This is a genomic window from Pseudoduganella buxea (genome assembly GCF_009720835.1).
Lineage (GTDB): Bacteria > Pseudomonadota > Gammaproteobacteria > Burkholderiales > Burkholderiaceae_D > Rugamonas > Rugamonas buxea.
This window is the reverse complement of sequence record NZ_WNKZ01000008.1, coordinates 28,559-53,344: the sequence shown is the minus strand read 5'-3', so window position 1 is coordinate 53,344 and position 24,786 is coordinate 28,559. Positions and strand designations below refer to the sequence as shown.

General features: G+C 63.4%; 26 protein-coding genes. 7 read left to right on the top strand and 19 right to left on the bottom strand.

What is annotated here, in order from left to right:
* The first annotated feature begins 257 nt into the window (after window positions 1-257).
* Entirely contained in the window at window positions 258-1,196 is a 939-nt protein-coding gene (locus GM672_RS04990; RefSeq protein ID WP_170299935.1) for a S41 family peptidase, read from the top strand.
* Window positions 1,197-1,373: 177 nt separating this feature from the next.
* On the opposite strand, the gene GM672_RS04985 is transcribed toward GM672_RS04990, so the two are convergent.
* The 8 genes from GM672_RS04985 to GM672_RS04950 all read right to left on the bottom strand — a co-directional run bounded on the left by GM672_RS04985 (window position 1,374) and on the right by GM672_RS04950 (window position 8,100).
* Entirely contained in the window at window positions 1,374-2,306 is a 933-nt protein-coding gene (locus GM672_RS04985) for a CysB family HTH-type transcriptional regulator (protein WP_155469420.1), read from the bottom strand.
* Window positions 2,303-3,376 carry a sulfate/molybdate ABC transporter ATP-binding protein gene (locus GM672_RS04980; protein ID WP_155469419.1) on the bottom strand — a complete coding sequence of 358 codons (1,074 nt, stop codon included), beginning with the start codon at window positions 3,374-3,376 and terminating at the stop codon, window positions 2,303-2,305. The genes GM672_RS04985 and GM672_RS04980 overlap by 4 nt, the downstream gene beginning before the upstream one ends.
* A 21-nt stretch (window positions 3,377-3,397) precedes the next feature.
* Window positions 3,398-4,273, bottom strand: a complete 876-nt coding sequence (cysW, locus tag GM672_RS04975; protein WP_155469418.1) for a sulfate ABC transporter permease subunit CysW — start codon at window positions 4,271-4,273, stop codon at window positions 3,398-3,400.
* Window positions 4,274-4,277: 4 nt separating this feature from the next.
* Window positions 4,278-5,159 carry a sulfate ABC transporter permease subunit CysT gene (gene cysT, locus GM672_RS04970; protein WP_371867029.1) on the bottom strand — a complete coding sequence of 294 codons (882 nt, stop codon included), beginning with the start codon at window positions 5,157-5,159 and terminating at the stop codon, window positions 4,278-4,280.
* A 202-nt stretch (window positions 5,160-5,361) separates the two neighbouring features.
* Window positions 5,362-6,000, bottom strand: a complete 639-nt coding sequence (locus tag GM672_RS04965) for a peroxiredoxin (protein ID WP_155469417.1) — start codon at window positions 5,998-6,000, stop codon at window positions 5,362-5,364.
* A gap of 40 nt (window positions 6,001-6,040) precedes the next feature.
* Window positions 6,041-6,598 (bottom strand): RBBP9/YdeN family alpha/beta hydrolase, encoded by a 558-nt coding sequence (locus GM672_RS04960; protein ID WP_155469416.1) that lies wholly within the window; start codon window positions 6,596-6,598, stop codon window positions 6,041-6,043.
* Window positions 6,599-6,605: 7 nt separating this feature from the next.
* Window positions 6,606-7,613, bottom strand: a complete 1,008-nt coding sequence (locus tag GM672_RS04955; protein ID WP_155469415.1) for a sulfate ABC transporter substrate-binding protein — start codon at window positions 7,611-7,613, stop codon at window positions 6,606-6,608.
* A gap of 100 nt (window positions 7,614-7,713) precedes the next feature.
* On the bottom strand, window positions 7,714-8,100 hold the full coding sequence (locus tag GM672_RS04950; RefSeq protein ID WP_155469414.1) for a diacylglycerol kinase: 387 nt from the start codon (window positions 8,098-8,100) through the stop codon (window positions 7,714-7,716).
* Between the two features lie 144 nt (window positions 8,101-8,244).
* Here GM672_RS04950 and GM672_RS04945 point away from each other — a divergent pair, with 144 nt between their 5' ends.
* Entirely contained in the window at window positions 8,245-9,027 is a 783-nt protein-coding gene (locus tag GM672_RS04945) for an IclR family transcriptional regulator (RefSeq protein ID WP_155469413.1), read from the top strand.
* Window positions 9,028-9,108: 81 nt separating this feature from the next.
* Here the strand turns inward: GM672_RS04945 and GM672_RS04940 are convergent, their stop codons facing one another.
* From GM672_RS04940 to GM672_RS04930, 3 genes are all read right to left on the bottom strand, one after another.
* Window positions 9,109-10,287 carry a serine hydrolase gene (locus tag GM672_RS04940; RefSeq protein WP_155469412.1) on the bottom strand — a complete coding sequence of 393 codons (1,179 nt, stop codon included), beginning with the start codon at window positions 10,285-10,287 and terminating at the stop codon, window positions 9,109-9,111.
* A 316-nt stretch (window positions 10,288-10,603) separates the two neighbouring features.
* Window positions 10,604-11,302, bottom strand: a complete 699-nt coding sequence (locus GM672_RS04935; RefSeq protein ID WP_155469411.1) for a nitroreductase — start codon at window positions 11,300-11,302, stop codon at window positions 10,604-10,606.
* A 7-nt stretch (window positions 11,303-11,309) separates the two neighbouring features.
* On the bottom strand, window positions 11,310-12,212 hold the full coding sequence (locus tag GM672_RS04930) for a DMT family transporter (protein ID WP_155469410.1): 903 nt from the start codon (window positions 12,210-12,212) through the stop codon (window positions 11,310-11,312).
* A gap of 339 nt (window positions 12,213-12,551) precedes the next feature.
* Here GM672_RS04930 and phaP point away from each other — a divergent pair, with 339 nt between their 5' ends.
* Complete coding sequence (phaP, locus tag GM672_RS04925) at window positions 12,552-13,121, top strand: TIGR01841 family phasin (RefSeq protein ID WP_155469409.1); 570 nt, start codon at window positions 12,552-12,554, stop codon at window positions 13,119-13,121.
* Between the two features lie 209 nt (window positions 13,122-13,330).
* On the opposite strand, the gene GM672_RS04920 is transcribed toward phaP, so the two are convergent.
* The 6 genes from GM672_RS04920 to GM672_RS04895 all read right to left on the bottom strand — a co-directional run bounded on the left by GM672_RS04920 (window position 13,331) and on the right by GM672_RS04895 (window position 18,726).
* Complete coding sequence (locus tag GM672_RS04920; RefSeq protein ID WP_155469408.1) at window positions 13,331-14,065, bottom strand: ABC transporter ATP-binding protein; 735 nt, start codon at window positions 14,063-14,065, stop codon at window positions 13,331-13,333.
* On the bottom strand, window positions 14,065-14,832 hold the full coding sequence (locus GM672_RS04915; protein ID WP_155469407.1) for an ABC transporter ATP-binding protein: 768 nt from the start codon (window positions 14,830-14,832) through the stop codon (window positions 14,065-14,067). Before GM672_RS04915 ends, GM672_RS04920 begins: the two co-directional genes overlap by 1 nt.
* A 10-nt stretch (window positions 14,833-14,842) precedes the next feature.
* Window positions 14,843-16,060 carry an ABC transporter permease subunit gene (locus GM672_RS04910; protein ID WP_155469406.1) on the bottom strand — a complete coding sequence of 406 codons (1,218 nt, stop codon included), beginning with the start codon at window positions 16,058-16,060 and terminating at the stop codon, window positions 14,843-14,845.
* Between the two features lie 15 nt (window positions 16,061-16,075).
* A complete protein-coding gene (locus GM672_RS04905; protein ID WP_155469405.1) occupies window positions 16,076-17,005 on the bottom strand; it encodes a branched-chain amino acid ABC transporter permease in 930 nt (309 codons plus the stop codon).
* 341 nt (window positions 17,006-17,346) lie between these two features.
* A complete protein-coding gene (ispH, locus tag GM672_RS04900) occupies window positions 17,347-18,273 on the bottom strand; it encodes a 4-hydroxy-3-methylbut-2-enyl diphosphate reductase (RefSeq protein WP_155469404.1) in 927 nt (308 codons plus the stop codon).
* Window positions 18,274-18,282: 9 nt separating this feature from the next.
* A complete protein-coding gene (locus tag GM672_RS04895; RefSeq protein WP_155469403.1) occupies window positions 18,283-18,726 on the bottom strand; it encodes an FKBP-type peptidyl-prolyl cis-trans isomerase in 444 nt (147 codons plus the stop codon).
* A 164-nt stretch (window positions 18,727-18,890) separates the two neighbouring features.
* On the opposite strand from GM672_RS04895, the gene radC reads away from it, so the two are divergent.
* Window positions 18,891-19,565 carry a RadC family protein gene (gene radC, locus GM672_RS04890; RefSeq protein WP_155469402.1) on the top strand — a complete coding sequence of 225 codons (675 nt, stop codon included), beginning with the start codon at window positions 18,891-18,893 and terminating at the stop codon, window positions 19,563-19,565.
* 3 nt (window positions 19,566-19,568) lie between these two features.
* Here radC and GM672_RS04885 read toward each other — a convergent pair whose 3' ends face one another.
* On the bottom strand, window positions 19,569-21,551 hold the full coding sequence (locus GM672_RS04885; protein WP_229417556.1) for an LTA synthase family protein: 1,983 nt from the start codon (window positions 21,549-21,551) through the stop codon (window positions 19,569-19,571).
* A gap of 499 nt (window positions 21,552-22,050) precedes the next feature.
* On the opposite strand from GM672_RS04885, the gene rpmB reads away from it, so the two are divergent.
* From rpmB to GM672_RS04870, 3 genes are all read left to right on the top strand, one after another.
* Window positions 22,051-22,287: a 50S ribosomal protein L28 gene (rpmB, locus tag GM672_RS04880; RefSeq protein WP_010400928.1), complete on the top strand. Its 237-nt coding sequence runs from the start codon at window positions 22,051-22,053 to the stop codon at window positions 22,285-22,287.
* A 12-nt stretch (window positions 22,288-22,299) separates the two neighbouring features.
* Complete coding sequence (gene rpmG, locus GM672_RS04875) at window positions 22,300-22,467, top strand: 50S ribosomal protein L33 (RefSeq protein ID WP_134384802.1); 168 nt, start codon at window positions 22,300-22,302, stop codon at window positions 22,465-22,467.
* A gap of 112 nt (window positions 22,468-22,579) precedes the next feature.
* Entirely contained in the window at window positions 22,580-23,284 is a 705-nt protein-coding gene (locus GM672_RS04870; RefSeq protein ID WP_155469401.1) for a PEP-CTERM sorting domain-containing protein, read from the top strand.
* A gap of 193 nt (window positions 23,285-23,477) precedes the next feature.
* Here GM672_RS04870 and GM672_RS04865 read toward each other — a convergent pair whose 3' ends face one another.
* Window positions 23,478-24,680 (bottom strand): DesA family fatty acid desaturase, encoded by a 1,203-nt coding sequence (locus tag GM672_RS04865; protein WP_155469400.1) that lies wholly within the window; start codon window positions 24,678-24,680, stop codon window positions 23,478-23,480.
* Window positions 24,681-24,786 lie beyond the last annotated feature (106 nt).

The window sequence follows — 24,786 nt, the reverse complement described above, 5'->3', positions numbered from 1 at the left end:
TCGCCGGCAAGCCCGATGATGCAGCCATGCACACCGGCGCGCGGGGCGATGCCGCCCACGCGAGGCGCAGTTCCCGCAATTTTTTACATGTCGATCGGACCATCGGCAGTCCAAATGGAGGAAGCATGTCAGGCAAAAGGAAGCTTGTCGCAGGCGTCTTGTTGGGTACCCTCGTGTCGTTTTCCGCCGCGGCGGCGGAAGACACCCCGTTGAAGGCGTCCGACCGCGCTGCGGTCCTGCAGACACTTGCAGCGACGATGACGGCGAATTACATCGATCCGGCAGTGGCGGAACGGGTCGGCGGTGCAATCGCGAGGAAGCATGCGGCAGGCGGCTATGGGGCCGCCGCCACCGTGCAGGCGTTCAGTACCGCGCTGGCGAAGGACTTGCGCGACTTCAGCGGCGACCTGCATTTCGGCACCAGGCTCGGCGAAACGCGGTCTCCCGGCAGCGCCGTCGCCAACAACGCGCACGACGAGGCCATGCGGACAGGCTATGGCATCGAGAAGATCGAGCGCCTTCCCGGCAACGTCGGCTACATCGAGCTGCGCGGCTTCGGCGTCTCGGAATTCGTCGGCCCGGCATACACGGCGGCGATGTCGCTGTTGGCGGGGACGGATGCGCTGATCCTCGACCTGCGCCGCAACGGCGGCGGCAGCCCCGCCTCCGTGGCTTACCTGATGAGCCATTTCTTCCCGTCCGGCGACGTGCGTCACCTGATCGACATCTACGATCGCCCGGACAATACGACGCGGCAGTTCTGGACCTCGTCGACGGTGACGCAGCGTTACGACAAGCCTGTGTACGTGCTGACCTCGGCCCGCACGTTCTCCGGCGGGGAGGACTGCGCCTACAGCTTCCAGGCGCAGAAGCGGGGGACGGTGGTCGGCGAAACCACCGGCGGCGGCGCCAATCCCGTGAGCCTGTTCGGCGTGGGGCACGGCATCCTCGTTGCGATCCCGACCGCGCGCACGACCAATATCGTCACGAAGACCAACTGGGAGCACGTCGGCGTAAAACCTGACATCGCCGTGCCGGCGACGCAGGCGCTGCAGACGGCGCACGCGACCATCCTGCGCAAGCTGGTGGCGGCGGCAAAGGAAGACAAGGAACGCACGACACTGCAGCGTCACCTGGCATTGGTAGAGAAAGGCGAAGCGGAAAAGCCGATCTACATCCTCAGGGGCGAGCGGTGATCGAGCCGCGCGCACCGGCATGCCCCGGCTGCCGACCGGTTACTTCAAGACCGGTGGCAGGCCGCCGCAGCGGACCGCCCGGTTTGAAGCGACCAATTCGAGAAAAGAAAAGTCCCGGCAGGGTCCGGGATCCTTGCTTCACAACCGGCGACTGCGGCTCGCCGCGCCGCCCTCCGCCTACGCCGCCTCGGCCCCCAGCAATGCCTGCTCGATATCGCCCCGCTTCAGCTCGGGGGCGAACTGGGCGATGAATTCGTAGGCGTAGGCGCGCAGGTAGGCGCCGCGGCGTACGGCCAGGCGGGTCGTGTTCGACGCGAACAGGTGCGACGCTTCGATGGCGCGCAGGCCCTGGTCACGGCCGTGGTCGAAGGCCATCGATGCCACCAGGCCGACGCCCAGTCCCAGCGACACGTACTGCTTGATGACGTCCGAATCCATGGCCGTCAGCACGATGTCCGGCCGCACGCCGGCCTTGTCGAAGGCGTCGTCGATATGGCCGCGGCCCGTGAAGCCCACGTCATACGTAATCAGGGGGAATTCAGCCAGGTCTTCCAGCCGCACGGGCGTGCGCTGCAGCAGCGCATGTCCTTCCGGGACGACGATCAGGTGGCTCCACCGGTAGCACGGGAAGGACACCAGGTCGGGAAATTGCGACAGGCCTTCCGTGGCGATGCCGATATCGGCCTTGCCCGACAAAACCCATTCGGCGATGTGTTCGGGCGAACTCTGTTGCAGGGCGATGCGCACGTCCGGGAACGCGTTGCGGAAGTGCTGCACGGCGCGCGGCAACGCGTAGCGTGCCTGCGTGTGCGTGGCCGCCACCGTCAGAGTGCCGGTGCTCTGGCCCTTGTATTCCAGGCTGGCCTGCTGCAGGTTCTCCGCCTCGATCAGCAGGCGGTCGATGATCTTCAGGATGCCCTTGCCCGGCTCCGTCAGGCCCGTCAGGCGCTTGCCGTTGCGTTCGAAGATGACGACGCCCAGCTCGTCCTCCAGTTCGCGGATCTGTCGGCTCACGCCCGGCTGCGACGTGAACAGTGCATTGGCCACCTCCGTCAGGTTGTAGTTGCGGCGCGCCGCCTCGCGGATCGAGCGCAGTTGTTGGAAATTCATATGGATGCCCCCCCGTCGACGAATACATGCAGGCGCTTGGGGCGCACCACCAGGGTCTCGCCTTCCTTCAGCGCCAGGTTGCGGAAGCGCTCGTTCGAAATGGTGGCCTCGATCAGCTGGGCGTTGTCGGCCCGTTCCAGGTCGAGTTGGGCCAGCGGGCCGATGGCATGGGCGCGGCGCAGCTTGACGACGATGCCTTCGGCGCCCTGTTCGTAGCGGTCGATCTCCAGGTCGTGCGGGCGCACATAGGCCGTGCCCTTGCCGTCCTGGACGCGGTGGTGGTCCGGCACGTCGAAGTTGACGCCGTCGCTGGCCAGCACGCCTTCGTGCACGCGGCCGTGGAAGACGTTGACGTTGCCCAGGAAGCCGTACACGAAGGGCGAAGCGGGATGGTTGTACACCTCGTCCGGCGTGCCCAGTTGTTCGACCGTGCCCTTGTTCATCAGGACCACCTGGTCGGCCACTTCCAGCGCTTCTTCCTGGTCGTGCGTGACGAAGATCGACGTCACGTGCAGGTCGTCGTGCAGGCGGCGCAGCCAGCGGCGCAGTTCCTTGCGCACCTTGGCGTCGAGCGCGCCGAACGGTTCGTCCAGCAGCAGCACGCGCGGCTCGACGGCCAGCGCGCGCGCCAGGGCGATCCGCTGGCGCTGGCCACCGGACAGCTGCGGCGGATAGCGGTCGGCCAGCCAGTCCAGCTGCACCAGTTCCAGCAGGTCCTTCACCTTGCGGCGGATCTGGTCTTCGGAAGGCCGCTCGGCGCGCGGTTTCACGCGCAGGCCGAAGGCGACGTTCTCGAACACGGTCATGTGCTTGAACAGCGCGTAGTGCTGGAACACGAAGCCGACCTGGCGCTCGCGCACGTGGCGTGCCGACGCATCGTCGCCATCGAGCAGCACCTGGCCCGAATCCGGATGTTCCAGGCCCGCGATGCAGCGCAGCAGCGTGGTCTTGCCGCAGCCGGAAGGGCCCAGCAGGGCCGTCAGCTCGCCGGCCGGGAAGTCGAGCGACACATTGTTCAGCGCCACGAAGTCGCCGAAGCGCTTGTTGATGTTTTTAACTGCAATCGTCATGTCTTGCTCCGGTATTCGGTATCAGTTGTGCGTGTCGTCGTCGGCGCGGCTTTCGTGCAGGCGCCATTCGATGAAGCTTTTCAGTGCCAGCGTGACCAGTGCCAGCAGCGCCAGCAGCGATGCGACGGCGAAGGCGGCCACGAAGTTGTATTCGTTGTAGAGGATCTCCACCTGCAGCGGCATCGTGTTGGTCTCGCCGCGGATATGGCCGGACACCACCGACACGGCGCCGAACTCGCCCATCGCGCGGGCGTTACACAGGATCACGCCATACAGCAGGCCCCATTTGATGTTGGGGAGCGTGACGCGGAAGAAGGTCTGCCAGCCCGACGCGCCCAGCACGACGGCCGCTTCCTCTTCCTCGCTGCCCTGCGCCTGCATCAGCGGAATCAGCTCGCGCGCCACGAACGGGAAGGTAATGAAGATCGTCGCCAGCACGATGCCCGGCACGGCGAACAGGATCTTGATGTCGTTGGCCGCCAGCCATTCACCGAACCAGCCCTGCGCGCCGAACATCAGCACGTAGATCAGGCCCGAGATCACGGGCGACACGGAGAACGGCAGGTCGATCAGGGTCAGCAGAAGGCTCTTGCCGCGGAACTCGAACTTGGCCACGGCCCACGAGGCGGCCACGCCGAATACGAGGTTCAGCGGCACGGCGATGCCGGCCGCGATCAGCGTCAGCTTGATGGCCGAGATGGCGTCTTCGTCGATGATGGCTTCGACATAGGTTTCCCAGCCCTTGCGCAGGGCTTCCGTGAAGACGGCCACCAGGGGCACGAACAGGAACAGGGTCAAAAAGCCCAGGGCGACGGTCAACAGGACCCAGCGCACCCAGGCCGGTTCGAGGACGTCGGAGACGGTCGGCAGTTCGCCGCGGCGGGTAGATGTACTCATTGGTTTATTTCCCGGACTTGCCGCGCGCCCAGGCCTGCAGCAGGTTAATCGTCAACAACATGATGAAGGACACGATCAGCATCACGACGGCAATGGCCGTGGCGCCCGTGTAGTCGTACTGTTCCAGCTTGGTGATGATGAACAGCGGCGTGATTTCCGACACCATCGGCATGTTCCCGGCGATGAAGATGACGGAGCCGTATTCGCCGGTGGCGCGGGCGAAGGCCAGCGCGAAGCCCGTCATCAGCGAAGGCAGGATGGTGGGGAATACCACCTTGACGAAGGTCTGCAGCGACGAGGCGCCCAGCGAGGCGGCCGCCTCTTCCAGTTCGCGCTCGGCGTCTTCCAGCACCGGCTGCACCGTGCGCACGACGAACGGCAGGCCGATGAAGGTCAGCGCCAGCACCACGCCCAGCGGCGTGAAGGCAACCTTGATGCCCAGGGTGCCTTCGATGAAGGTACCGAGCCAGCCGTTCGACGAATACAGCGCCGTCAACGTGATGCCGGCAACGGCCGTGGGCAGCGCGAACGGCAGGTCGACCAGGGCATCGACCAGGCGCTTGCCGGGGAAGCGGTAGCGCACGAGCACCCAGGCGACGATACCGCCGAAGACGACGTTGAGCGAGGCGGCGATCAGCGAGGCGCCGAAGGTCAGGCGGTACGAGGCCATCACCCGGTCCGACGTGACGGCGCCCCAGAAGGCTTCCCACGTCATCGTAAACGTCTTCAGGAACACGGACGACAGCGGGATCAGCACGATCAGGGTCAGGTAGAACACCGTGAACCCGAGCGAGAGCTTAAAGCCCGGCATGACGCGGTAAGGCGCCCGTTTCTTCTTCGCCGCTTCGACGGAAACCGGCTTTGCAACCGGCAGCACTGCAGACATAGACGCCCCTCTTATTACATTTTCGGATATTGAGGCCGAATATTCGCAGAGAGACGTTATAAACCAAACTAACCTTTAGTCATTTGCTTAGATGCCATAAGCGCTATGGCCACAAAAAAACCGGCTGGCGACGAGGTGTCGCGAGCCGGCTTCCCGGAAAAAGTTGCTCGAAAAATGGGGTCTGTCCCCATTTTTTTGGCAATTACTTGTTCGGCTGTGGCGTCAGGCGCAGGTAAGGTTTCGGGGCGGTGAAGCCTTTCGGGTACTTCTGCTTGATCGTTTCAGGGTCCTGCACGGTCAGCGGGATGATGACATCATCGCCGTCCTTCCAGTTGCCCGGCGTGGCCACGGTGTGCTTGTCCGTCAGCTGCAGGGCGTCCAGCACGCGCAGCACTTCGTCGAAGTTGCGGCCGGTGCTCATCGGGTAGGTCAGTTGCAGGCGGATCTTCTTGGCCGGGTCGATGACGAACAGCGAACGCACGGTGGCCGTGGCCGACTGCTCCGGGTGGATCATGTCGTACAGGGTGGCGACCTTGCGGTCCGCATCGGCGATGATGGGGAAGCCGACAACGGTCTTCTGGGTTTCCTCGATGTCCTTGATCCACTCGCTGTGGGCATCGGCCGGGTCGACCGACAGGGCGATGGCCTTCACGTTGCGCTTGTCGAACTCGGGCTTCAGTTTCGCCGTCAGGCCCAGTTCCGTCGTGCAGACGGGGGTGAAGTCGGCCGGGTGGGAAAACAGCACGACCCACGAGTCGCCCGCCCATTCATGGAACTTGATGGGGCCGATGGTGGAATCCTGTTCGAAATCAGGGGCGGTGTCGCCGAGGCGTAGAGTCATGAGAATCCTCCAGGAATCAAAATTTATTCTTAGGTAAACATCAATATTGTGCAACCCGGACATTGTGCGCCCGTTCCGCCAGTAATTGCAACTGCTGCTGGCCGAACAGCCAGTCGCCCAGGCCGGACTCGGCATTGATATGCCCCAGCGCACCAGCGGCGACATAGCTGCTGCCCCAGCGTTCGGCCCACAGCCGCGCCTTCTCCGCCGTCATCCACGGGTCGTTGCTGCTGGCAATCAGGATGCTGGGGCAAGGCAGTTCCGTCACGGGCAGCTGGCCGGCCACACCGAACTTGTCCGGGTCGGCCGGCGCCACCAGCAGCAGGCCGGCGACATGGGAAGGATCGCACGCCACGCTGGCCACCGAGGCCAGGCAGCCGAAGCTGTGCGCAACGATCAGGGTGGGACGGCGGTCTTCCTGGCGCGCCGCATCGACGCGCGAGCGCCAGGACGCCAGGTCCGGCGTGCTCCAGTCGCGCTGCTGCACCCGTTGAAACGCGGGATACAGGCGCTGCCAGCGGCTTTGCCAGTGATCCGGGCCGCTGTTATGCAGGCCCGGCGCGACCAGCAGGCGAAACGGCGAGAGCGTGCCGGCCATGATGGGCTTACTTGGCGTAGATCTGGTCGAACACGCCGCCGTCGGCGAAGTGGGTCTTCTGGGCCTGGGTCCAGTCACCGGCCACGTCAGACAGCTTGAACAGCTTCACGTTGGGGAACTGGGCGGCGTATTTCTTCGCTTCCTTTTCTACCGACGGGCGGTAGTAGTTCTTGGCGATCAGTTCCTGCGCTGCGCTCGTGTACAGCCAGGCCAGGTAGGCCTCGGCCACCTTGCGGGTGCCGCGCTTGTCGACCACCTTGTCGACGATGGCCACGGGCGGCTCGGCCAGGATGGACACGGACGGCGCGACGATCTGCACCTTGTCCGGGCCCAGTTCCTTGATGGCCAGCAGGGCTTCGTTTTCCCACGCGATCAGCACGTCGCCGATGCCCCGTTCGACGAAGGTGGTGGTGGCGCCGCGGGCGCCGGAATCGAGCACGGGCACGTTCTTGTACAGCTTTTTCAGATAGTCGCGCGCCGTGGCATCGCTGCCGCCCGGCTGGCGCAGCGCGTAGCCGTAGGCAGCCAGGTGGTTCCAGCGGGCGCCGCCGGAAGTCTTCGGATTCGGCGTGATGACCTGGATGCCGGGCTTGACGAGGTCGGCCCAATCCTTGATGCCTTTCGGATTGCCCTTGCGCACCAGGAACACGATGGTCGAGCTGTACGGCGTGGAATTGTGGCCCAGGCGCTTCTGCCAGTCCTTGTTCAGCAGGCCCCGCTCGGCGATGGCGTCGATATCGTAGGCCAGCGCCAGGGTGACGACGTCCGCTTCCAGGCCGTCGATGACGGCGCGGCCCTGCTTGCCCGAACCGCCGTGCGATTGCTTGATCTTCACGTTGTCGCCCGTCTTCGCCTTCCATTCCTTGGCGAAAGCGGTGTTCACGTCCTGGTACAGCTCGCGGGTCGGGTCGTACGACACGTTGAGCAGGGTAACGTCGGCGGCATGGGCCGCGGCGGACAGGGCCAGGGTGGTGACAACGGCAGCAGCAAGCGTACTGATTTTCTTCGAGAACATCTGAATTCCCCTTTTGAATGGATAACGCAGAGTAGCCCGGCGGCTTATAAAATAGAACTAAGCTTTTGTCGCATCCATATGCCCGCAGGGCATATAGAACCTACCAGAAGCGGTTGAACAGTACGACAGCCCACGTGGCGCCGGCCAGCATGACGGCCAGCAGCACGGCGGCGCTGCCGAAATCCTTGGCATTCTTCGACAGCGGATGGCGTTCGAGTGAAATACGGTCGACCACGGCCTCGATGGCCGAGTTGACCAGCTCGACGATCAGCACCAGCACCAGCACGCCCATCAGCGCCAGTTTCTGGAATGATGAGATCGGCAGCAGCATGGCAACGATGCCGCCGGCGACGAACAGCAGCAGTTCCTGGCGAAAAGCGTGTTCATGGCGCCACGCCGATTTCAGCCCATCGACGGAATAGAAGAACGCGGACAGGATGCGTTTCAAGCCGCTTTTGCTCTTGAACTGGCTGACGGGATCGGTCATGGAAGGCGCTTGGAATGAAAGGATAGATGGGAAAATGCTACGGTGCGCCATTATAGCGGCGCCGTGACACCCTCCCCTCGATTCCCATTTTTTTCACATCATGGTATAAAGAAGGAGAACGTACTGCACTGCACCAACCACATCATGAAAATCGAATCCCTGCCGGAACAAAAAACAACTATCCAGGTCATCGAGCGCATGGTTGCCCTGCTCGACGCCCTGGCGAAATACCCGGACCCGGTCAGCCTGAAGGAATTGTCGAAAGTGTCGGGCCTGCACCCGTCCACGGCCCACCGCATCCTGAACGACATGGTGCTGACCCGCTTCGTCGACCGCATCGAGCCGGGTACCTACCGCCTCGGCATGCGCCTGCTGGAACTGGGCAATGTGGTGAAAAGCCGCCTGTCCGTGCGCGAAGCGGCGCTGGACTTCATGCGCTCGCTCCACAAGAAGACGCAGCAGACCATCAACCTGTCCGTGCGCCAGGGCGACGAGATCGTGTACATCGACCGCGCCTTTTCCGAGCGCTCCGGCATGCAGGTGGTGCGCGCCATCGGCGGACGCGGCCCGCTGCACCTGACGTCCACGGGCAAACTGTTCCTGTCGGTGGACGAGCCGAAGGCCATCCGCGCCTACGCCACCCGTACGGGCCTGGCCGGCCACAACAAGAATTCCATCACGGACCTGGGCAAGCTCGAACGCGAGCTGTCGCTGGTGCGGGCGCGCGGTTATGCGCGCGATAACGAGGAACTGGAACTGGGTGTGCGCTGCATGGCCGCCGGCATCCGCGACGACAGCGGCAAGCTGGTGGCGGGCTTGTCGATCTCCGCGCCGGCCGACCGCCTGCAGGACGAGTGGCTGGAAGACCTGGTAGCCACGGCCAACCAGATTTCCGCCACCCTGGGCTATACGGCGGCGGCGGAATAAACAAAACCCGGCGCGGTGCCGGGTCGTGAGCTTCAGTCTTCACTTCCTACGCCGGCGCTTGCCGGCGTTGTCATTTCCAGGCTACATGCCGGCGCTGGTCCGCGGTGCCGCCATGCTGGCGCCATAGCCGGAGCCGCCCATCGCGCCAACGGTGCCGATGGCCGTGCCGCCGCCGGAAGCGGAGAAGCCCGGCGGCTTCAGGGCCGTCAGCCATTTGCGCATGCGCATCGCATCGGCCACGCGGGCCGCGGAACCTTTCGCGTCCAGCAGCACCATGATGACGGCGCGGCCTTCGATCACGGCCTGCATCATCACGCAGCGCCCTGCTTCGTTGATGAAGCCGGTTTTCTGCAGGCCGATTTCCCAGCCCGAATTGGGCGTCACGAGACCATTCGTCGTGCCGAACTGCACCGGGCGACCGTTGCGTTCGACCACCGCCTTCGGATCGGTGGAGAATTCGCGCAGGATCGGGTGCTCGTAGGCGGCCAGGGCCAGGCGGGCCAGGTCGCGTGCGCTGGCCACGTTCTGCTTGGACAGGCCGCTCGAATCGACGTAGCGGGTATCGTGCATGCCCAGCGCTTGCGCCTTGGCGTTCATTGCCGCGACAAAGGCAGGCAGGCCGCCCGGATAGTGGCGCCCCAGGGCCGACGCGGCACGGTTTTCCGAGCTCATCAGCGCGATATGCAGCATATTGCGGCGCGTCAGCTGGTCGCCCACCTTCAGGCGCGAGCTGGAGAACTTGGCGCGGTCGACATCCTCGTCCGTCACGGTCAGCACTTCATCCATGTCCAGGCCCGCTTCGACCACCACCAGGCCCGTCATCATCTTCGTGATGGACGCGATCGGCAGCGCCACGTTGGCATTCTTTTCGAACAACACTTCGGAATTGCTCTGGTCCAGCACGAGGGCCACGTTCGACTTCAGGTCGAGCGGGTCGCGCGTCAGGTTCAGGCCGGCCAGGTCGCCCATCGTGGGACGGGCCGGGGTGCCGACATTGGTCAGGCGCTGGTACACCACCTTGCGCTTGCCCCGCTCGACGACGACACGCTTGACGAGGCGCTCGCGCGGCTGGGCTTCGAATCTGGCGACGCGACGCAGGCCGGCCTTGCTCTTGCTTGCCTTGGCCGGACTGGCCTTGGCGCGCTTGACGGTGGATTTCTTGACGGTGGTCTTTTTCGCGCCCTGTGCGGCGTGCACGGTCGTGACCGGCACCGAGAGGCACAGTGCCGAAATCAGCGCACCGATGAGTAGTTTATGCATGTGGTTCATCCCCGCAAAAGCCGCGGCACGACTCCTCGAAAGCCCTGCCGCATGTTGATGGAACCTCGCCCTGACCCGCGCTCATGCCGCCTGCCGCGTGTCTTCGGAAGATCCCAGATGTCGCTGGCGATGCCCTGGTGGGCGCCGGCCGCAAATGTCGAGGTCCTGAATACAGTTGCAGTGTAGCAAAATTCGGTGCAGCCGCAAGCGTAAATCATATTGTCGTGCGTAAAGTCTGATCAAGCATAAAACACTTCTACGTATCCTGATGCAGCCAAACAACGGAACATTGGCGCAAATATCAGCAAGCGCGTCATCACCCGTCGATGAAGCGGACGAAGCCTTCCAGTGCTTCCCGTTCCGTCACGAGGCTGTTCTCGATTTTTTCCATGTCGGCAAAACCGAGCGCCATCCCGCAGACCACCATTTCATTGTCCGGCAATGCCAGCCGTTCTGCAATGATTCGATGGAATTGTGTCCATGCTGCTTGTGGGCAAGTATCCAGGCCCCGACCCCGTGCGGCCACCATGATGTTCTGCAAAAACATACCATAGTCGAGCCAGGAGCCCTGTTCCATCGTACGGTCGATCGTGAAGACGAGGCCGACGGGCGCATCGAAGAAGCGGAAGTTGCGGGCGTGCTGGGCGGCCATGCCGTCCTTGTTTTCCCGCTTCAGGCCCAGCAGCGCATACAGGTCCCAGCCCACCTTGCGGCGGCGGTCGATATACGGGCTTTTCCATTCGCGCGGGTAGTAGGCGTATTCCTCCTGGTGGCGGGCGTTTTCCGCCGGGTCGAGATAGGCCGCCGTGACGGCATCGCACAGGGCGTCGCGGGCCTGGCCCATCAGCACATAGGTCTTCCACGGCTGCGTGTTGGTGCCCGACGGTGCACGGCGCGCCACCTCGAGAATGGCGGCCACGTCTTCCCGTTCGACGGGTGTGGGCAGGAAGGCGCGGATCGAGCGGCGCGAGGCGATGGCGGCATCGACCGCCTGTTGTTCTGGAGTTGAAATCATGCAGTCCTCATTTCTTGACGACGAAAATGACGCCGACCACGGCCAGCACCATGCCGGCAATGCCCAGCCAATTGAATGCTTCGCCGAACATCAGCCAGGCCATCACGGCCGTCGTGGGCGGCGTCAGGTACAGCAGGCTTGTGACCTGGGTGGCGTCGCTGCGCCGGATCAGCGCGAACAGCAGGAAGATCGCGCCAATCGACAGGGCCAGGATCGACCACAGCAGCGCGCCGACGAAGCGCGGTGTCCATTCGACACTGGCCAGCGCCGGCGTCAGCCCTTCGAACAGGATTGCCAGCGGCAACAGCACGACGGCAGCGGCGCCATACTGGATGACGGTGCCCGCGCGCAGGTCGAACTGGGCACAGTAGCGTTTTTGATACAGGGTGCCTGCCGTGATCGAGCACAGGGCACCGACGCACAAGGCCAGCGACTGCCAGCTCAGGCCCACCAGCGACATCTTCGCCGCCACCACGAGGGCGACGCCGCCCAGCCCGAAAACGAGGCCCAGCCATTGACGGGGCCGCACGGTTTCACCCAGCAGCGGCGCGGCAAACGCCGTCAGGATCGGCTGCATGCCCACGATCAGGGCCGACAGCCCGGCCGGCATGCCCAGCTTGATGGCGCACCACACCCCGGCCAGGTAGCCGGCATGCACCAGCACGCCAGCCACGGCAATATGACGCACCTTGCCGTGCGGCCAGGGCGCGCGCATCACGAGGATCAGCGGCACCAGCAGCAACAGCACGCCGGCAAAGCGCAGCACGAGGAACGTCAGCGGCGGCGCATACGGCAGGCCGAACTTGGCCACGATAAAACCCGTGCTCCACAGGAAGACGAAAAACAGGGGAATCGGGGACAGCAGCACGTGCGGAGAACTTTCCTGCGTGGCAATTGACGAATTGGTCATCGTACGAGTCTACCATGCGCCCGGCAGGCCGGCAGAGCAGCAAAAAAGTGCTTTGGTGCAATGCATCATGAAAAATGACGAACAGCTATCGGTGCTGGCGCTTGTACAAGACCAGTGATGGCGCCGGCACACTCGACGATGCCCTTGTGCAACGCACAAAATACGCTTGACTTAAATTTCAGCACCCGTAGAATAGGTCATGTTGCGTTGCACAATAGCTGTTCGGACCGAAATTCAGGTAGCAAACAGCAAGTAGTCTGCAGGAACTTTAACCACAGGAAACGCTGAGGACCCCACATCGAGGTTCATTCACGTCCACTACTATATTTGGAGAGTTATATGTTTTCGATCCCTGAGCAATTTTCCAATGCGACCAAGGCCAATTTCGAGAGCCAGTTCGCGATCTTTTCCGCGCTGACCAACAAGGCTTTCGAAGGCGTTGAAAAACTCGTCGACCTGAACCTGACCGCCGCCAAGGCGTCGCTGGAAGATTCGTCCGCAGCCGCCAAGCAACTGCTGTCGGCCAAGGATCCCCAGGAATTCTTCGCGCTGACGGCCGCCCGTGCCCAGCCGAACGCCGAGAAAGCCATCGCCTACAGCCGTAACCTGGCGTCGATCGCTTCGGGCACCACCGCCGAATTCTCGAAGGCAGCCGAAAGCCAGATCCTGGAAACGAACCGCAAGGTCATTTCCCTGGTCGAAGAAGTCAGCAAGAACGCACCAGCCGGCACGGAAAACGCCGTCGCCCTGTTCAAGTCGGCCCTGGGCAGCGCCAACGCCGGCTACGAGCAGTTCACCCGTACCGCCAAGCAGGCCACGGACGCCATCGAAGCCAATGTCAACGCCGCCGTGAGCCAGTTCTCGTCGGCCGTGAAATCGGCACCGACGGCCAACGCCACCGCCGCCTAAATCATCTGAAGCATGCCGGGGCCAGCCCCGGCCGCATCGCTGTACCAGGTCTCCTCGGCATCCGTGGATCCTCTCAGCGGATGTCCTTCAGGGCCCCGGTTCACCCCGGGGCTTTTTTTCGTCCATCGATTGGCAATGTTGCTTCAAAAATGGGGTCTGTCCCCATTTTTGAAGCAACATTGCCTGAAAACAGGGGACTGTCCCCGGTTTTACTCGCCCAGGTAGGCGGCCTTGACGCGGGGGTCGTGCAGCATGTCCTGGGCGTTGCCCGTCATCGTGATGGCGCCGGAGTCCATCACGTAGCCGCGGTGGGCCGCTTCCAGCGCCAGCTTGGCGTTCTGCTCGACCAGGAGGATCGTGATGCCCTGCTGCGACACGTCGCGGATCACCTGGAAGATCTTGTCCACCATGATCGGCGACAGGCCCATCGACGGTTCGTCCAGCAGCAGCAGGTGCGGGTGGCACATCAGCGCGCGCGCCATGGCCAGCATCTGCTGCTCGCCGCCGGACAGGGTGCCGGCCAGCTGGGCCGACCTTTCCTTCAGGCGCGGGAAGACGTCGAACCACTTGGCGATATCGTCCTCGATGCCGGCCTGGTCGGTGCGCGTGTAGGCCCCCATCATCAGGTTTTCCCGGATCGACATGCGGGTGAAGACGCCCCGCCCTTCCGGCACCATGGCCAGCTTGCGCTCGACCAGGTGGAAGCTCTGCGTGCCCTTCAGCGACTGGCCCAGGTAGGAAATCGTGCCCTCGACCTTGCAGGCGGGCAGCGTGCCCGTGATGGCTTTCAGGGTGGTCGTCTTGCCCGCGCCGTTGGCGCCGATCAGGGTGACCAGCTCGCCCTCGTTGACTTCGATATCGATGCCCTTGACGGCCTTGATGCCACCGTAGGCGACCTTCAGGCCGGCAATCTTCAGCACATTCTTCGTTGCATTCACGGCCATCAGTGCGACCCTCCCAGATAGGCGTCGATGACGGCCTGGTTGCTTTGTATCTCGTGCGGCAGGCCTTCGGCGATGCGCTTGCCGTATTCCAGCACCGTGATGCGGTCGCACAGGCCCATCATCAGCTTGACGTCGTGCTCGATCAGCAGCACGGTCTTGCCTTCGTTCTTGATCTTTACCAAGAGCTCGCGCAGGGCCAGCTTTTCCGTCGCGTTCATGCCGGCGGCCGGTTCGTCCAGCGCCAGCAGTTGCGGGTCGGTTGCCAGGGCACGGGCGATTTCCAGGCGGCGCTGGTCGCCGTAGGACAGGAATTTCGACGTGCGGCTGGCGAACTGGCCGATGCCGACGAAGTCCAGCAGCTCCTGGGCCCGCTGGCGGATCGACGCTTCTTCCACGCGGGCCGCCTTGTGGCGGAAGATGGCGCCGAACACGCCCTGGTGCGAGCGCACATGGCGCCCCACCATGACGTTTTCCAGCGCCGTCATCTCGCCGAACAGGCGGATGTTCTGGAAGGTGCGTGCAATGCCGGCCTTGGCCACGGCGTGCGGCGCGGACGGCGAATACGGCTTGCCGGCCAGCTCGAAGGTGCCCGTGTCCGGCTGGTACAGCCCCGTGATGACGTTGAAGAACGTCGTCTTGCCGGCGCCGTTCGGTCCGATCAGGCCGTAGATCTGGCCGCGGCCGATGGTGATGCCTACGTCGGTCAGCGCCTGCAGGCCGCCGAAACGCTTGTTGACGCCCTGGATGTTCAGAATGACTTCGCTCATACGTTCTTCCTCACGCGGGCACGACGCCGGACGATTGTGACTTGGTATCGGAATCGCCATCCGGGCGATCCTCGTGCTTCGGTGACGGCCACAGGCCGGCCGGACGGTTCAGCATGATGACCACCATCGCCAGGCCGTACAGCAGCTGGCGCAGCACTTCGGCCTCGATCAGGATCTTGCCGAACAGCTGCTGCTGCAGCGGTTCGACCACGTGGCGCAGCACTTCCGGCAAGGCCGCCAGCAGCAGGCCACCCAGCACGACGCCGGGGATATGGCCGATGCCGCCCAGTACTACCATGGCCAGCACGGCGATCGATTCCGTCAGCGAGAACGATTCCGGCGACACGAAGCCCTGGAACGACGCGAACATGGCCCCGGCCACGCCGCCGAAGGTGGCGCCCATCGAGAAGGCCAGCAGCTTGACGTTGCGGGTGTTGATGCCCATGGCCTTGGCGGCGATCTCGTCCTCGCGGATGGCGACCCAGGCCCGGCCCAGGCGCGAATGCTGCAGGCGTGACGTGATGAAGATGGTGGCGATGGTCAGCAGCAGGAACAGGAAGTAGTAAGCGTTCACCGATGGCATCGACCAGGGGCCCACCTGGACCATCGCGCCGGACCCGGCGGCACCGGCCAGGTCGACGCCGAACACCTTGATCGGGTCGATCAGGTTGATGCCCTGGGGACCGTTGGTGATGTTGATCGGATCGTTCAGGTTGTTCATGAAGATGCGGATGATCTCGCCGAAGCCCAGCGTCACGATGGCCAGGTAGTCGCCCCGCAGCTTCAGCGTCGGCGCGCCCAGGATGGCACCGAACAGGCCAGCCAGCGCGGCCGCCAGCGGCACGATGAACCAGACGGACAGGTGGATGCCGTTGGTGCGGATTTCCTCGCCGAACACGGCGGCCAGCGCCTCGCCCGTGCCGGGGTGCAGGTTGATCAGGGACTCCAGCAAGGTCGCGAACTGGGGCGATGCCAGCAGGCCCGTCAGGTAGGCGCCGATGGCGTAGAAGGCGATATAGCCCAGGTCGAGCAGGCCGGCGAAGCCCACCACGACGTTCAGGCCCAGGGCCAGCATGATGTACAGCAGGGCCAGGTCGGCGATGCGGACCCAGGAGTTACCGAAGTTCTGCGCGATAAAAGGGAAGGCCAGCGCCACGACCAGCAGCAGGCCCATGCTGACGAAGGCCTTCTGCGGGTTGCGCGTGGTATCGAAGTTCAGGAGTGCCATGGTGTGTCCTTTCGATCAGGCGCGGTCGGCCACGCGCTCGCCCATGATGCCGGACGGACGCACCGTCAGCACGAGGATCAGCACGATGAAGGCGAAGATGTCCTGGTAGTGACTGCCCAGGAAGCCGCCCGTCAGGTCGCCGATATAGCCGGCGCCCAGGCTTTCGATAATGCCCAGCACGATGCCGCCGATCATGGCGCCGTAGATATTGCCGATGCCGCCCAGCACGGCGGCGCAGAAGGCCTTCAGGCCGGGGATCGTGCCCATGGCGAACTGGATCGACGCATAGTTGGCACCCCACATGACACCGGCCACGGCCGCCAGCGCGGCACCGATGGCGAAGGTGGCGACGATGACCCGGTTCGAATCGACGCCCATCAGGCCCGCCACGCGGGGATTCTCGGCGACGGCGCGCATGGCGCGGCCCATGCGGGTACGCTCGACCAGCAGCACCAGGCCCGTCATCGACAGCGCAGCCAGCGCCAGCAGCAGGACCTGCGTGATGCTGATGACGGCGCCGCCGACGGCAATCGGTTCGGTCGGCAGCAGTTGCGGGAACGGCAGCGGGTTGCGGCCCCAGATCATCATGGCGAAGGTCTGCAGCAGGATCGACATGCCGATGGCCGTGATCAACGGGGCCAGCCGGGGCGCGTTGCGCAGGCGGCGGTAGGCAATGCGCTCGATAAGGATATTGACGATCATGCAGCCGGGGATGGCGCAGACGATGGCGATCAGCAGTTGCAGCCAGCCGGCCATCTCGGGGAAGTGGGCGCCGAGGATATTCAGGATGGTCAGTCCGATCATGGCGCCGATCATCAGGACGTCGCCATGGGCGAAGTTAATCAGGTTCAGCACGCCATACACCATCGTGTAGCCGAGGGCGACCAGCGCATACATGGAGCCCAGCACGAGCCCATTGATAAGTTGTTGGATAAAGGTATCCATCGTGAGGTTGCCCCTTCAGTGCGCGGCCATGGGGGATCGTGCCCCGTCATACTGCTGCCGCTGCGTAATAAAAACGGCACCCGGGAGTGGTCCCGCGTGCCGCCATTTTTCGCCCCGCCGCGCTGCCCTGTCACGCAGACCCGCTTGCCGGACGATCCAGGTTCCGGTCGCCGTGCAGAAAGCAGTCGGAACGGCAATTTTTCCAAGCGTTCGCAATGATAGCGATTCTTAACGAAAACTAACCATGGAAAAATCGGAGCAATTCTAAATTAAATTCACCCTCACGGTGGTTTTCTCGACAACGAACTGCGCCAAGTGTTGCAGCTCTGATACGAACACTGTCAGGCCAGACCTTTCGGCAGCGGGAACGTGACGTTCTCCTCGACGCCTTCCAGGGGACGCACGCTTTTCACGCCCAGTTGCTTCAGGCGGTCGATGACGGCCTGCACCAGCACTTCCGGGGCCGAGGCGCCGGCCGTGACGCCGACACGGCGGTGGCCGTCCAGCCAGCTCGGGTCGATCTGCTCGGCCCGGTCGACCATGTAGGCGGGCGTGCCCATCTTCTGCGCTACTTCGCGCAGGCGGTTCGAGTTCGAGCTGTTCGGGCTGCCCACGACGATCACCACTTCCACCTGGGGCGCCATGAACTTGACGGCTTCCTGGCGGTTCGTCGTGGCGTAGCAGATGTCGCCCTTCTTCGGTTCCTGGATATTCGGGAAGCGCGCCTTCAGCGCGGCGATGATTTCGGCCGTGTCGTCGACCGACAGGGTGGTCTGCGACACGTAGGCCAGGTGGTCCGGGTTGACCACGTTCAGGGCGGCGATGTCCTCGACCGTCTCGACCAGGTGCATGCCCTCGTCCGTCTGGCCCATCGTGCCTTCCACTTCGGGGTGGCCATCGTGGCCGATCATGATGATCTCGTAGCCCGACTTGCGCATCTTGGCCACTTCGACGTGCACCTTCGTCACCAGGGGACAGGTGGCGTCGAAGATGGACAGGCCGCGCGACTCCGCTTCGGCGCGCACGGCTTTCGACACGCCATGGGCGGAAAACACGAGCGTATTGCCGGCCGGGACGTCTTCCAGCTGCTCGATGAAGATGGCGCCCTTTTCGCGAAGGTCGGCCACGACATAGGCGTTGTGCACGATTTCGTGCCGCACGTAGATGGGCGCGCCGAACTGCTTGAGCGCCCGTTCGACGATTTCAATGGCACGGTCGACACCCGCGCAGAAGCCGCGGGGCTGGGCCAGGAGAAGTTCTTTGTCCATGGGATTCGATTACAGAACGGAAATGAGGTTCACTTCGAAGCGCACCGGCTGGCCTGCCAGCGGGTGATTGAAGTCGAACAGGGCGGCATCGTCGCGCAATTCGCGCAGGATGCCGGCAAAACGGCCGCCGCCGGGCGCCGCGAAGTCGACCAGGTCGCCCACCTTGTATTCCGCCCCCGGTACGGAGTTCTCGTCCAGGGTAGCGCGCGTAACAAGCTGGATCAGCTCGGGGTTGCGCGGACCGAAGGCAACGCCCGGTTCCAGGTCGAAGGTCTTGTGCGTGCCTTCGGGCAGGCCGATCAGCAATTCTTCCAGCACGGGCGCCAGCTGGCCCTGGCCCAGCATCAGGGTGGCCGGGTTGCCGTTGAAGGTGCTGACGATATCGGTGCCGTCCGGAGCGGCCAGGCGATAGTGCAGGGTAAGGTATGCGGAAGCGGTAACGACGTTGGACATGGCGGTTCTTATGGCGTGCAAACCGTTATTGTAAGCCAGCTTGCCTCCCGCCTGTGCGGCGGGACTGCTTTCCCGTCCGCCGCAGCAACGGCGGGCGAACTGGATCAGTACGCCTGCACGGACGCAGCCGATAATGGCCTTCCACCGTCGGAACAGGAGGCCCCATGGCGATCTCGGACTGGCCCGAACAGCAGCGCCCCCGCGAGCGGCTGATCCGCGAAGGGGCGGCCGCCCTGTCGGACGCGGAACTGCTGGCCGTTTTCCTGCGCGTGGGCGTCAAGGGCAAGAACGCCGTCGAGCTGGCGGCCGACACGGTGCGGCACTTCGGCTCGCTGCAGGCCCTGTTCGCCGCCCCGCTGGCGGACTTCACCCGCATCCCGGGCCTGGGCAGCGCCAAATTCGCCCAGCTGCAGGCCGTGATGGAACTGGCCCGCCGCGCCATCAACGAGCAGTTGCGCACGGGCGAGATGCTGGGCTCGCCCACGGCCGTGCGCGAATACCTGCGCCTGTCGATGGCCGGCCAGCCCTACGAATCGTTCCACGTGCTGTTCCTGGACGTGCGCAACCGCCTGATCGAGGCGCGCGAGATGTTTCGCGGCACCTTGACCCACACCAGCGTCTACCCCCGCGAAGTGGTGCGCGAGGCGCTGAACCACAACGCCGCCAGCGTCATGCTGGCCCACAACCATCCGTCCGGCGTCCCCACGCCCAGCCAGTCGGACCTGCTGCTCACCCGCACCCTGGCCCAGGCCCTGGCCCTGGTCGACATCCGCATCCTCGACCATTTCGTCGTGGCAGGGTCGACGGTCCACTCGTTTGCCGAGAACGGGCAGATGTAGAGGCTACGGCTGCAAGCGGTAGCGCTGCTCCCGGTACAGCATCGACGGCAGCAGCACATGGGCCATGGCCTGGTCGACCTTGGCCTGCGATGGCGGCGCGGCAGCGATGTCGAGCTTGCCGCTGGCGGCGTCGTAGCGGCCCGCCAGGGCCGGGCTGCCGGGGCGCAGGATGGTGGCGGATTGGCCTTCCAGCCAGGTGAAATAGTTATCGAACTGCAGCAGCGCGCGGCCCGGCGTCGTGCTGTCACGGGCGAAGTCGCGGCCGATCATCGGGTGCTCGCTGGACACGCCCATCAGGGACAGGAGGGTCGGGCCCAGGTCGATCTGGCTGGCAATCGGCGCGATCTTCCTCGGCTGGATATCGGCGCCCAGGATCAGGCCGGGAATGTGGAATTTCTTGATGGGCACGAGGCTGTCGCCGTAGACGCGGTTGTCGTGGTCGGCCACGATGAGGAAGACCGTGTCCTTCCAGTAATCCTGCTGCCTGGCGGCGCGAATGAACTTGCCCAGGGCAAAATCGGCATACTTGACGGCGTTGTTGACGCCTTGCTTGACGGGATCGTGCAGGGCGATCTTCCCGTCCGGGAACTCGAACGGCTCGTGGTTCGACGAGCTGAAGATCAAGGTAAAGAAGGGCTTGCCGGCCGCGTGCAGGGTGTTCAGGCGCTCGAGCGACTTGTCGAACAGGTCTTCGTCGGAAGCGCCCCAGCTGCCTTCGAACTTCGGCGTCATGTCACCCCGGTCCGTCACCTTCTGGAAACCGTTGCCGGTAAAGAATTGGCGCATATTGTCGAAGTGCGCTTCGCCGCCGTAGACGAATTCCGTGTGGTAGCCCTGCTTGCCCAGGCCCAGCGCCAGCGTATAGAAATTCTGCTGGGCCAGCGACAGCTTGACGACGCTGCGGGCCGGCGTCGGCGCGTACCCGGACACGACGGCCTCGATGCCGCGCACGGAGCGGGTACCCGTGGCGTACAGCTGCTCGAACCACCAGCCCTCCCCTTTCAGCCGCTCCAGCTCGGGTGTCACGGGCAGGCCGCCGAGGGACTGCACGAAGGTGGCGCCCAGGCTTTCCTCCAGCACGATGACGAGGTTCAGCGGCCGCTCGCGGGCAATCGCCGCCTGCTGCCGGTGCAGGGTGGGCAAGCCGGGCGACGGGAACGTCTCCTCGGCCAGCCATGGCGCCGCGCGCACCTGTTCCAGGATCTGCTCGCGCGGCATGGCGCCGTAGATTTCCGACGACTTCGCCTCCTTGCGCAGGGAATTGGCCGCGTCCAGCACGGACCAGGCCGAATTGATGACGAGGGAATTGACCATCGAATCGCCCGTCAGCGCGAACAGGGCCGGATTGGCGGGGCGGTGATCCGTCGTCGAACGGATCTGGCACAGCACCAGCAGCAGGATCACCGGCCAGCTCAGCAGCATCTTGCGGCTCGACCACATATCGGTGCGGGTAGCGGCCGTCTTCAGCACGCGCCACAGCGCATAGCCCAGCAGAAAGGTCAGGCCGAAGCCCAGCAGCACGGTGGTACGGTAGCCGTTCCACAGGGTGGCGGCCACTTCCTTCGGGTAGACCAGGTATTCGATGAACAGGCGGTTCGGGCGGATGTCGAACTGCGTGATGAAACGGGGCGACGACAACTCCAGGAACAGGATCAGCACCAGCGCCAGGGTGGTCCAGCCCACGGCAACGCCCTGCCACAGGCGCGCGCTGCCCCGGTGCGCCAGCAAGGGCGCCAGCAGCAGGGGCACGGCCAGGAAATAACCCAGCAGGATCAGGTCGGCGCGCACGCCCTGCACGAGAATGGCGGCCAGGCTGCCGGTGGCGGCCACGCGTTCCCACTGCCACGTCACGAGCCCCACGCGCGACAGCGACAGCACGGCCAGGCCGATCAGCAGCATCTGCACCAGGGTGATGTAGGGGCCGGCCCACCGGGTTATCCGCGCCAGGTGCACGGCGCCAGCCGCCAGGCCTGCATTGGTTGCCATCACAAACTTCGTCATCGGTTTCGCTTCACCAGCAAGAAAAAATAGGTCGATCGGCCGGACGATTGCTCGCCGGAGGCACTGCTGGTAGTCGGGATGACATCCGGCGGTCCTGCCGCAGGTTTATAGCCTGCTCAGGTGTAACCTGCCGTTAGGCGGGGGTAAAGGTTTCGTTAAGATAGTCGCGTCGAACGTGATGAAAATGATCACTTTCCGTTGACTACTAACAACAGAGGTGCCGCATCGGGCCGGTCCGCCAATGCGGTGGCACCTGGACGACCGCGCCGGTGCGCAATGCAGCGAGAGCGGGCCAGGCTGGCGCCTTTCCAGGTTTACCGTTAGATATCAAGGACTTCGGCGAGTTCTGCCACCTACCCGGAAAATTGTGTCATTTTTCTTGATGCGTACGACACAATTGTTTTCTGCAAGTGATTGAAAACTCTGACTTTTTTCGGTATAGTCTTGTTTTTTCCGAATTCGGAAGTTTACTAAGGAGTGCAACATGGCACGTGTTTGCCAAGTCACTGGGAAGAAGCCGATGGTCGGCAACAACGTCTCCCATGCAAACAACAAAACCAAGCGTCGTTTCCTGCCGAACCTGCAGAACCGTCGCATCTTTGTTGAATCTGAAAATCGCTGGGTCTCCCTGCGTCTGTCCAACGCTGGTCTGCGCGTGATCGACAAGGTCGGCATCGATGCCGTGCTGGTCGACATGCGCGCCCGTGGCGAAAAAGTCTAATAGGGAGCTATCATGGCAAAAACTGGCCGCGACAAAATCAAGCTGGAATCGACCGCAGGTACCGGTCACTTCTACACCACCACGAAGAACAAGCGCACGATGCCTGGCAAAATGGAGATCATGAAGTTCGATCCCAAAGCCCGCAAGCACGTGGCTTACAAGGAAACGAAGATCAAGTAATCGATCTTGTTTCAATAAAGAACCGCTCCTCGAGCGGTTTTTTTTCGTCCTCCGTGAAGAATGACATGTTTTTTTGATAATCTACTGTCAGTTATTTCAACTGGAGGGAACGATGTACCAGAAATCAAGTTTGTCGAAGCATTTCGCCCGTGCCCTGATGGCCATCGGCTTGATTGCAGCCTCGTCGGCCTTCGCCGCGCCGGCAACCCTGTCCACTACCGTTACCGGCCCCGGCTGGGGCGGCACGCCCAACCACATATTCGGGACCTTGCCGCAGGGGGTGGACTATACCCTCACCACGACATTGAACTATGACAGCGATTTCATCCAGAACGACAATGGTGTTGACATTGTCTGGGGAGACATGGTGCTCACGCTCACTGCCGGCGACGTCAGGCTGGAATATGTCACTCCGCAGCAAACTGCGAGTTACCTCGGCGTCAGGCTGCTCCAGAGCGACAATGCAGATGGCTACAATAACGAGCTGCTGATGTACAACGGTTTCACCATTGACAACGGCGGCAATGAGTTTGAAGTATGGCAGAGCATACGCTGGAAGGACGGTACGGCCGCGCCTGTCGATTTCCTCAGGACGCCGCAGCAATTCGCCTGGGGTGACGACTACAGGATCGAAAGCAACATCGTCGCCCGACAGAGCGGTGAATGGCTGGGTTACGTCGACGTCGCGGCTTACCAGGGAAGTGTGACGGTCAGCATGGTTCCAGAGCCATCCCAATTCGGCATGCTGGCAGCCGGCCTGATCGTTGGCGCGGTCGCGCTGCGCCGCCGCCGCCCCGCCGAACGCTCCCGCTACTGACGCAGCGACGAACGAACCGGGTGTCTGACACCGAACTGACACCGATGCCAAAACCCGGTTCTGGCGCAACCTTTACCGCTGCCCGTGTCGACCTCCGTGCCTGACTCCGATGTCGACACGAACTCGTCATTGCGACGCCGGCAGATAAAAAAACGGCCCCGAAGGGCCGTTTCTCGTTGAGCTGCCATGCAACTCAGGCATAGGTGCGCAGGCGCAGCGAGAAGTCCTGCAGGGCCTTGATGCCGGACGCTTCGGCGCGTTGGCACCAGTCCTGCAGCTTGTGGACCAGCTCTTCGCGGGTGAAGTGCGAGCGTTCCCAGATCACGCCCAGTTCCACGCGCATCGTGTGCATGGTTTCCAGCGCCTTGCTGTGCTGGAACAGCTCCGTCAGTTGCTGCTGTTGCGGTGCCGCCAGCTTGGCCGGCTCGCGCTGCATCAGCTTGCGGGCCGACTTCAGGAAGCCCGATTCCAGTTGCGCCTTGTGTTTCAGGTGCTCCACTTCCTCGGCCCACGCGTGCTTGACGGACGCGGCGTACTTGGCCATCACGTCGTAGCGGTTGGCGATGACGGCTTGCAGGGTTTCCGCGTCGGCGTGCGGCTTGGCGACGGAGAAGCGCGGCTTCGGCGGCATCTTCTTGACCTTGGCCAGGCCCACCATTTCCATCATGCGGATATAGCCCCAGCCGATATCGAACTCATACCACTTCGACGACAGCTTGGCCGACGTGGCATAGGTGTGGTGGTTGTTGTGCAGCTCTTCGCCACCGATCAGGATGCCCCAAGGAATGATGTTGGTGGCCGCATCCGAGCAGTCGAAGTTGCGGTAGCCCCAGTAGTGGCCGATGCCGTTGATGATGCCGGCGGCGGTGACGGGAATCCACATCATCTGCACGGCCCACACGGTAATGCCCTTGGCGCCGAACAGCATGACGTTGACGACCAGAAGCAGCGCCACGCCCTGCCAGCTGAAGCGCGTGTACAGGTTGCGTTCGATCCAGTCGTCCGGCGTACCGTGACCGTACTTGGCCATGGTTTCCTTGTTCTTCGATTCAGCACGGTACAGCTCGGCACCTTCCCAGAAGACTTTCTTGATGCCGCGCGTCACGGGGCTATGTGGATCCTCTTCCGTATCGCATTTGGCGTGGTGCTTGCGGTGGATCGCAGCCCACTCCTTCGTCACCTGGCCCGTGGTCAGCCACAGCCAGAAACGGAAGAAGTGCGACGGAATGGCGTGCAATTCCAGGGCCCGGTGGGCCTGGTGGCGGTGCAGGTAGATCGTTACGGCGGCAATCGTGATGTGGGTGACGATCAGCGTGTACACGACGGTCTGCCACGCGGACAGGCCGGTGAGGCCATCGTTCAGAAATTGCAAAACAGCATTCAAGCTAAATTCCATTCAAGCTCCAAGTGTGATTCCCAATGGCGCGGAAATCGGGCGCCGTCGGTTGTACGACGTGTTCTGTCCGTCATTGTACGCTCAGTTGCGGTGACATGCGGAACGA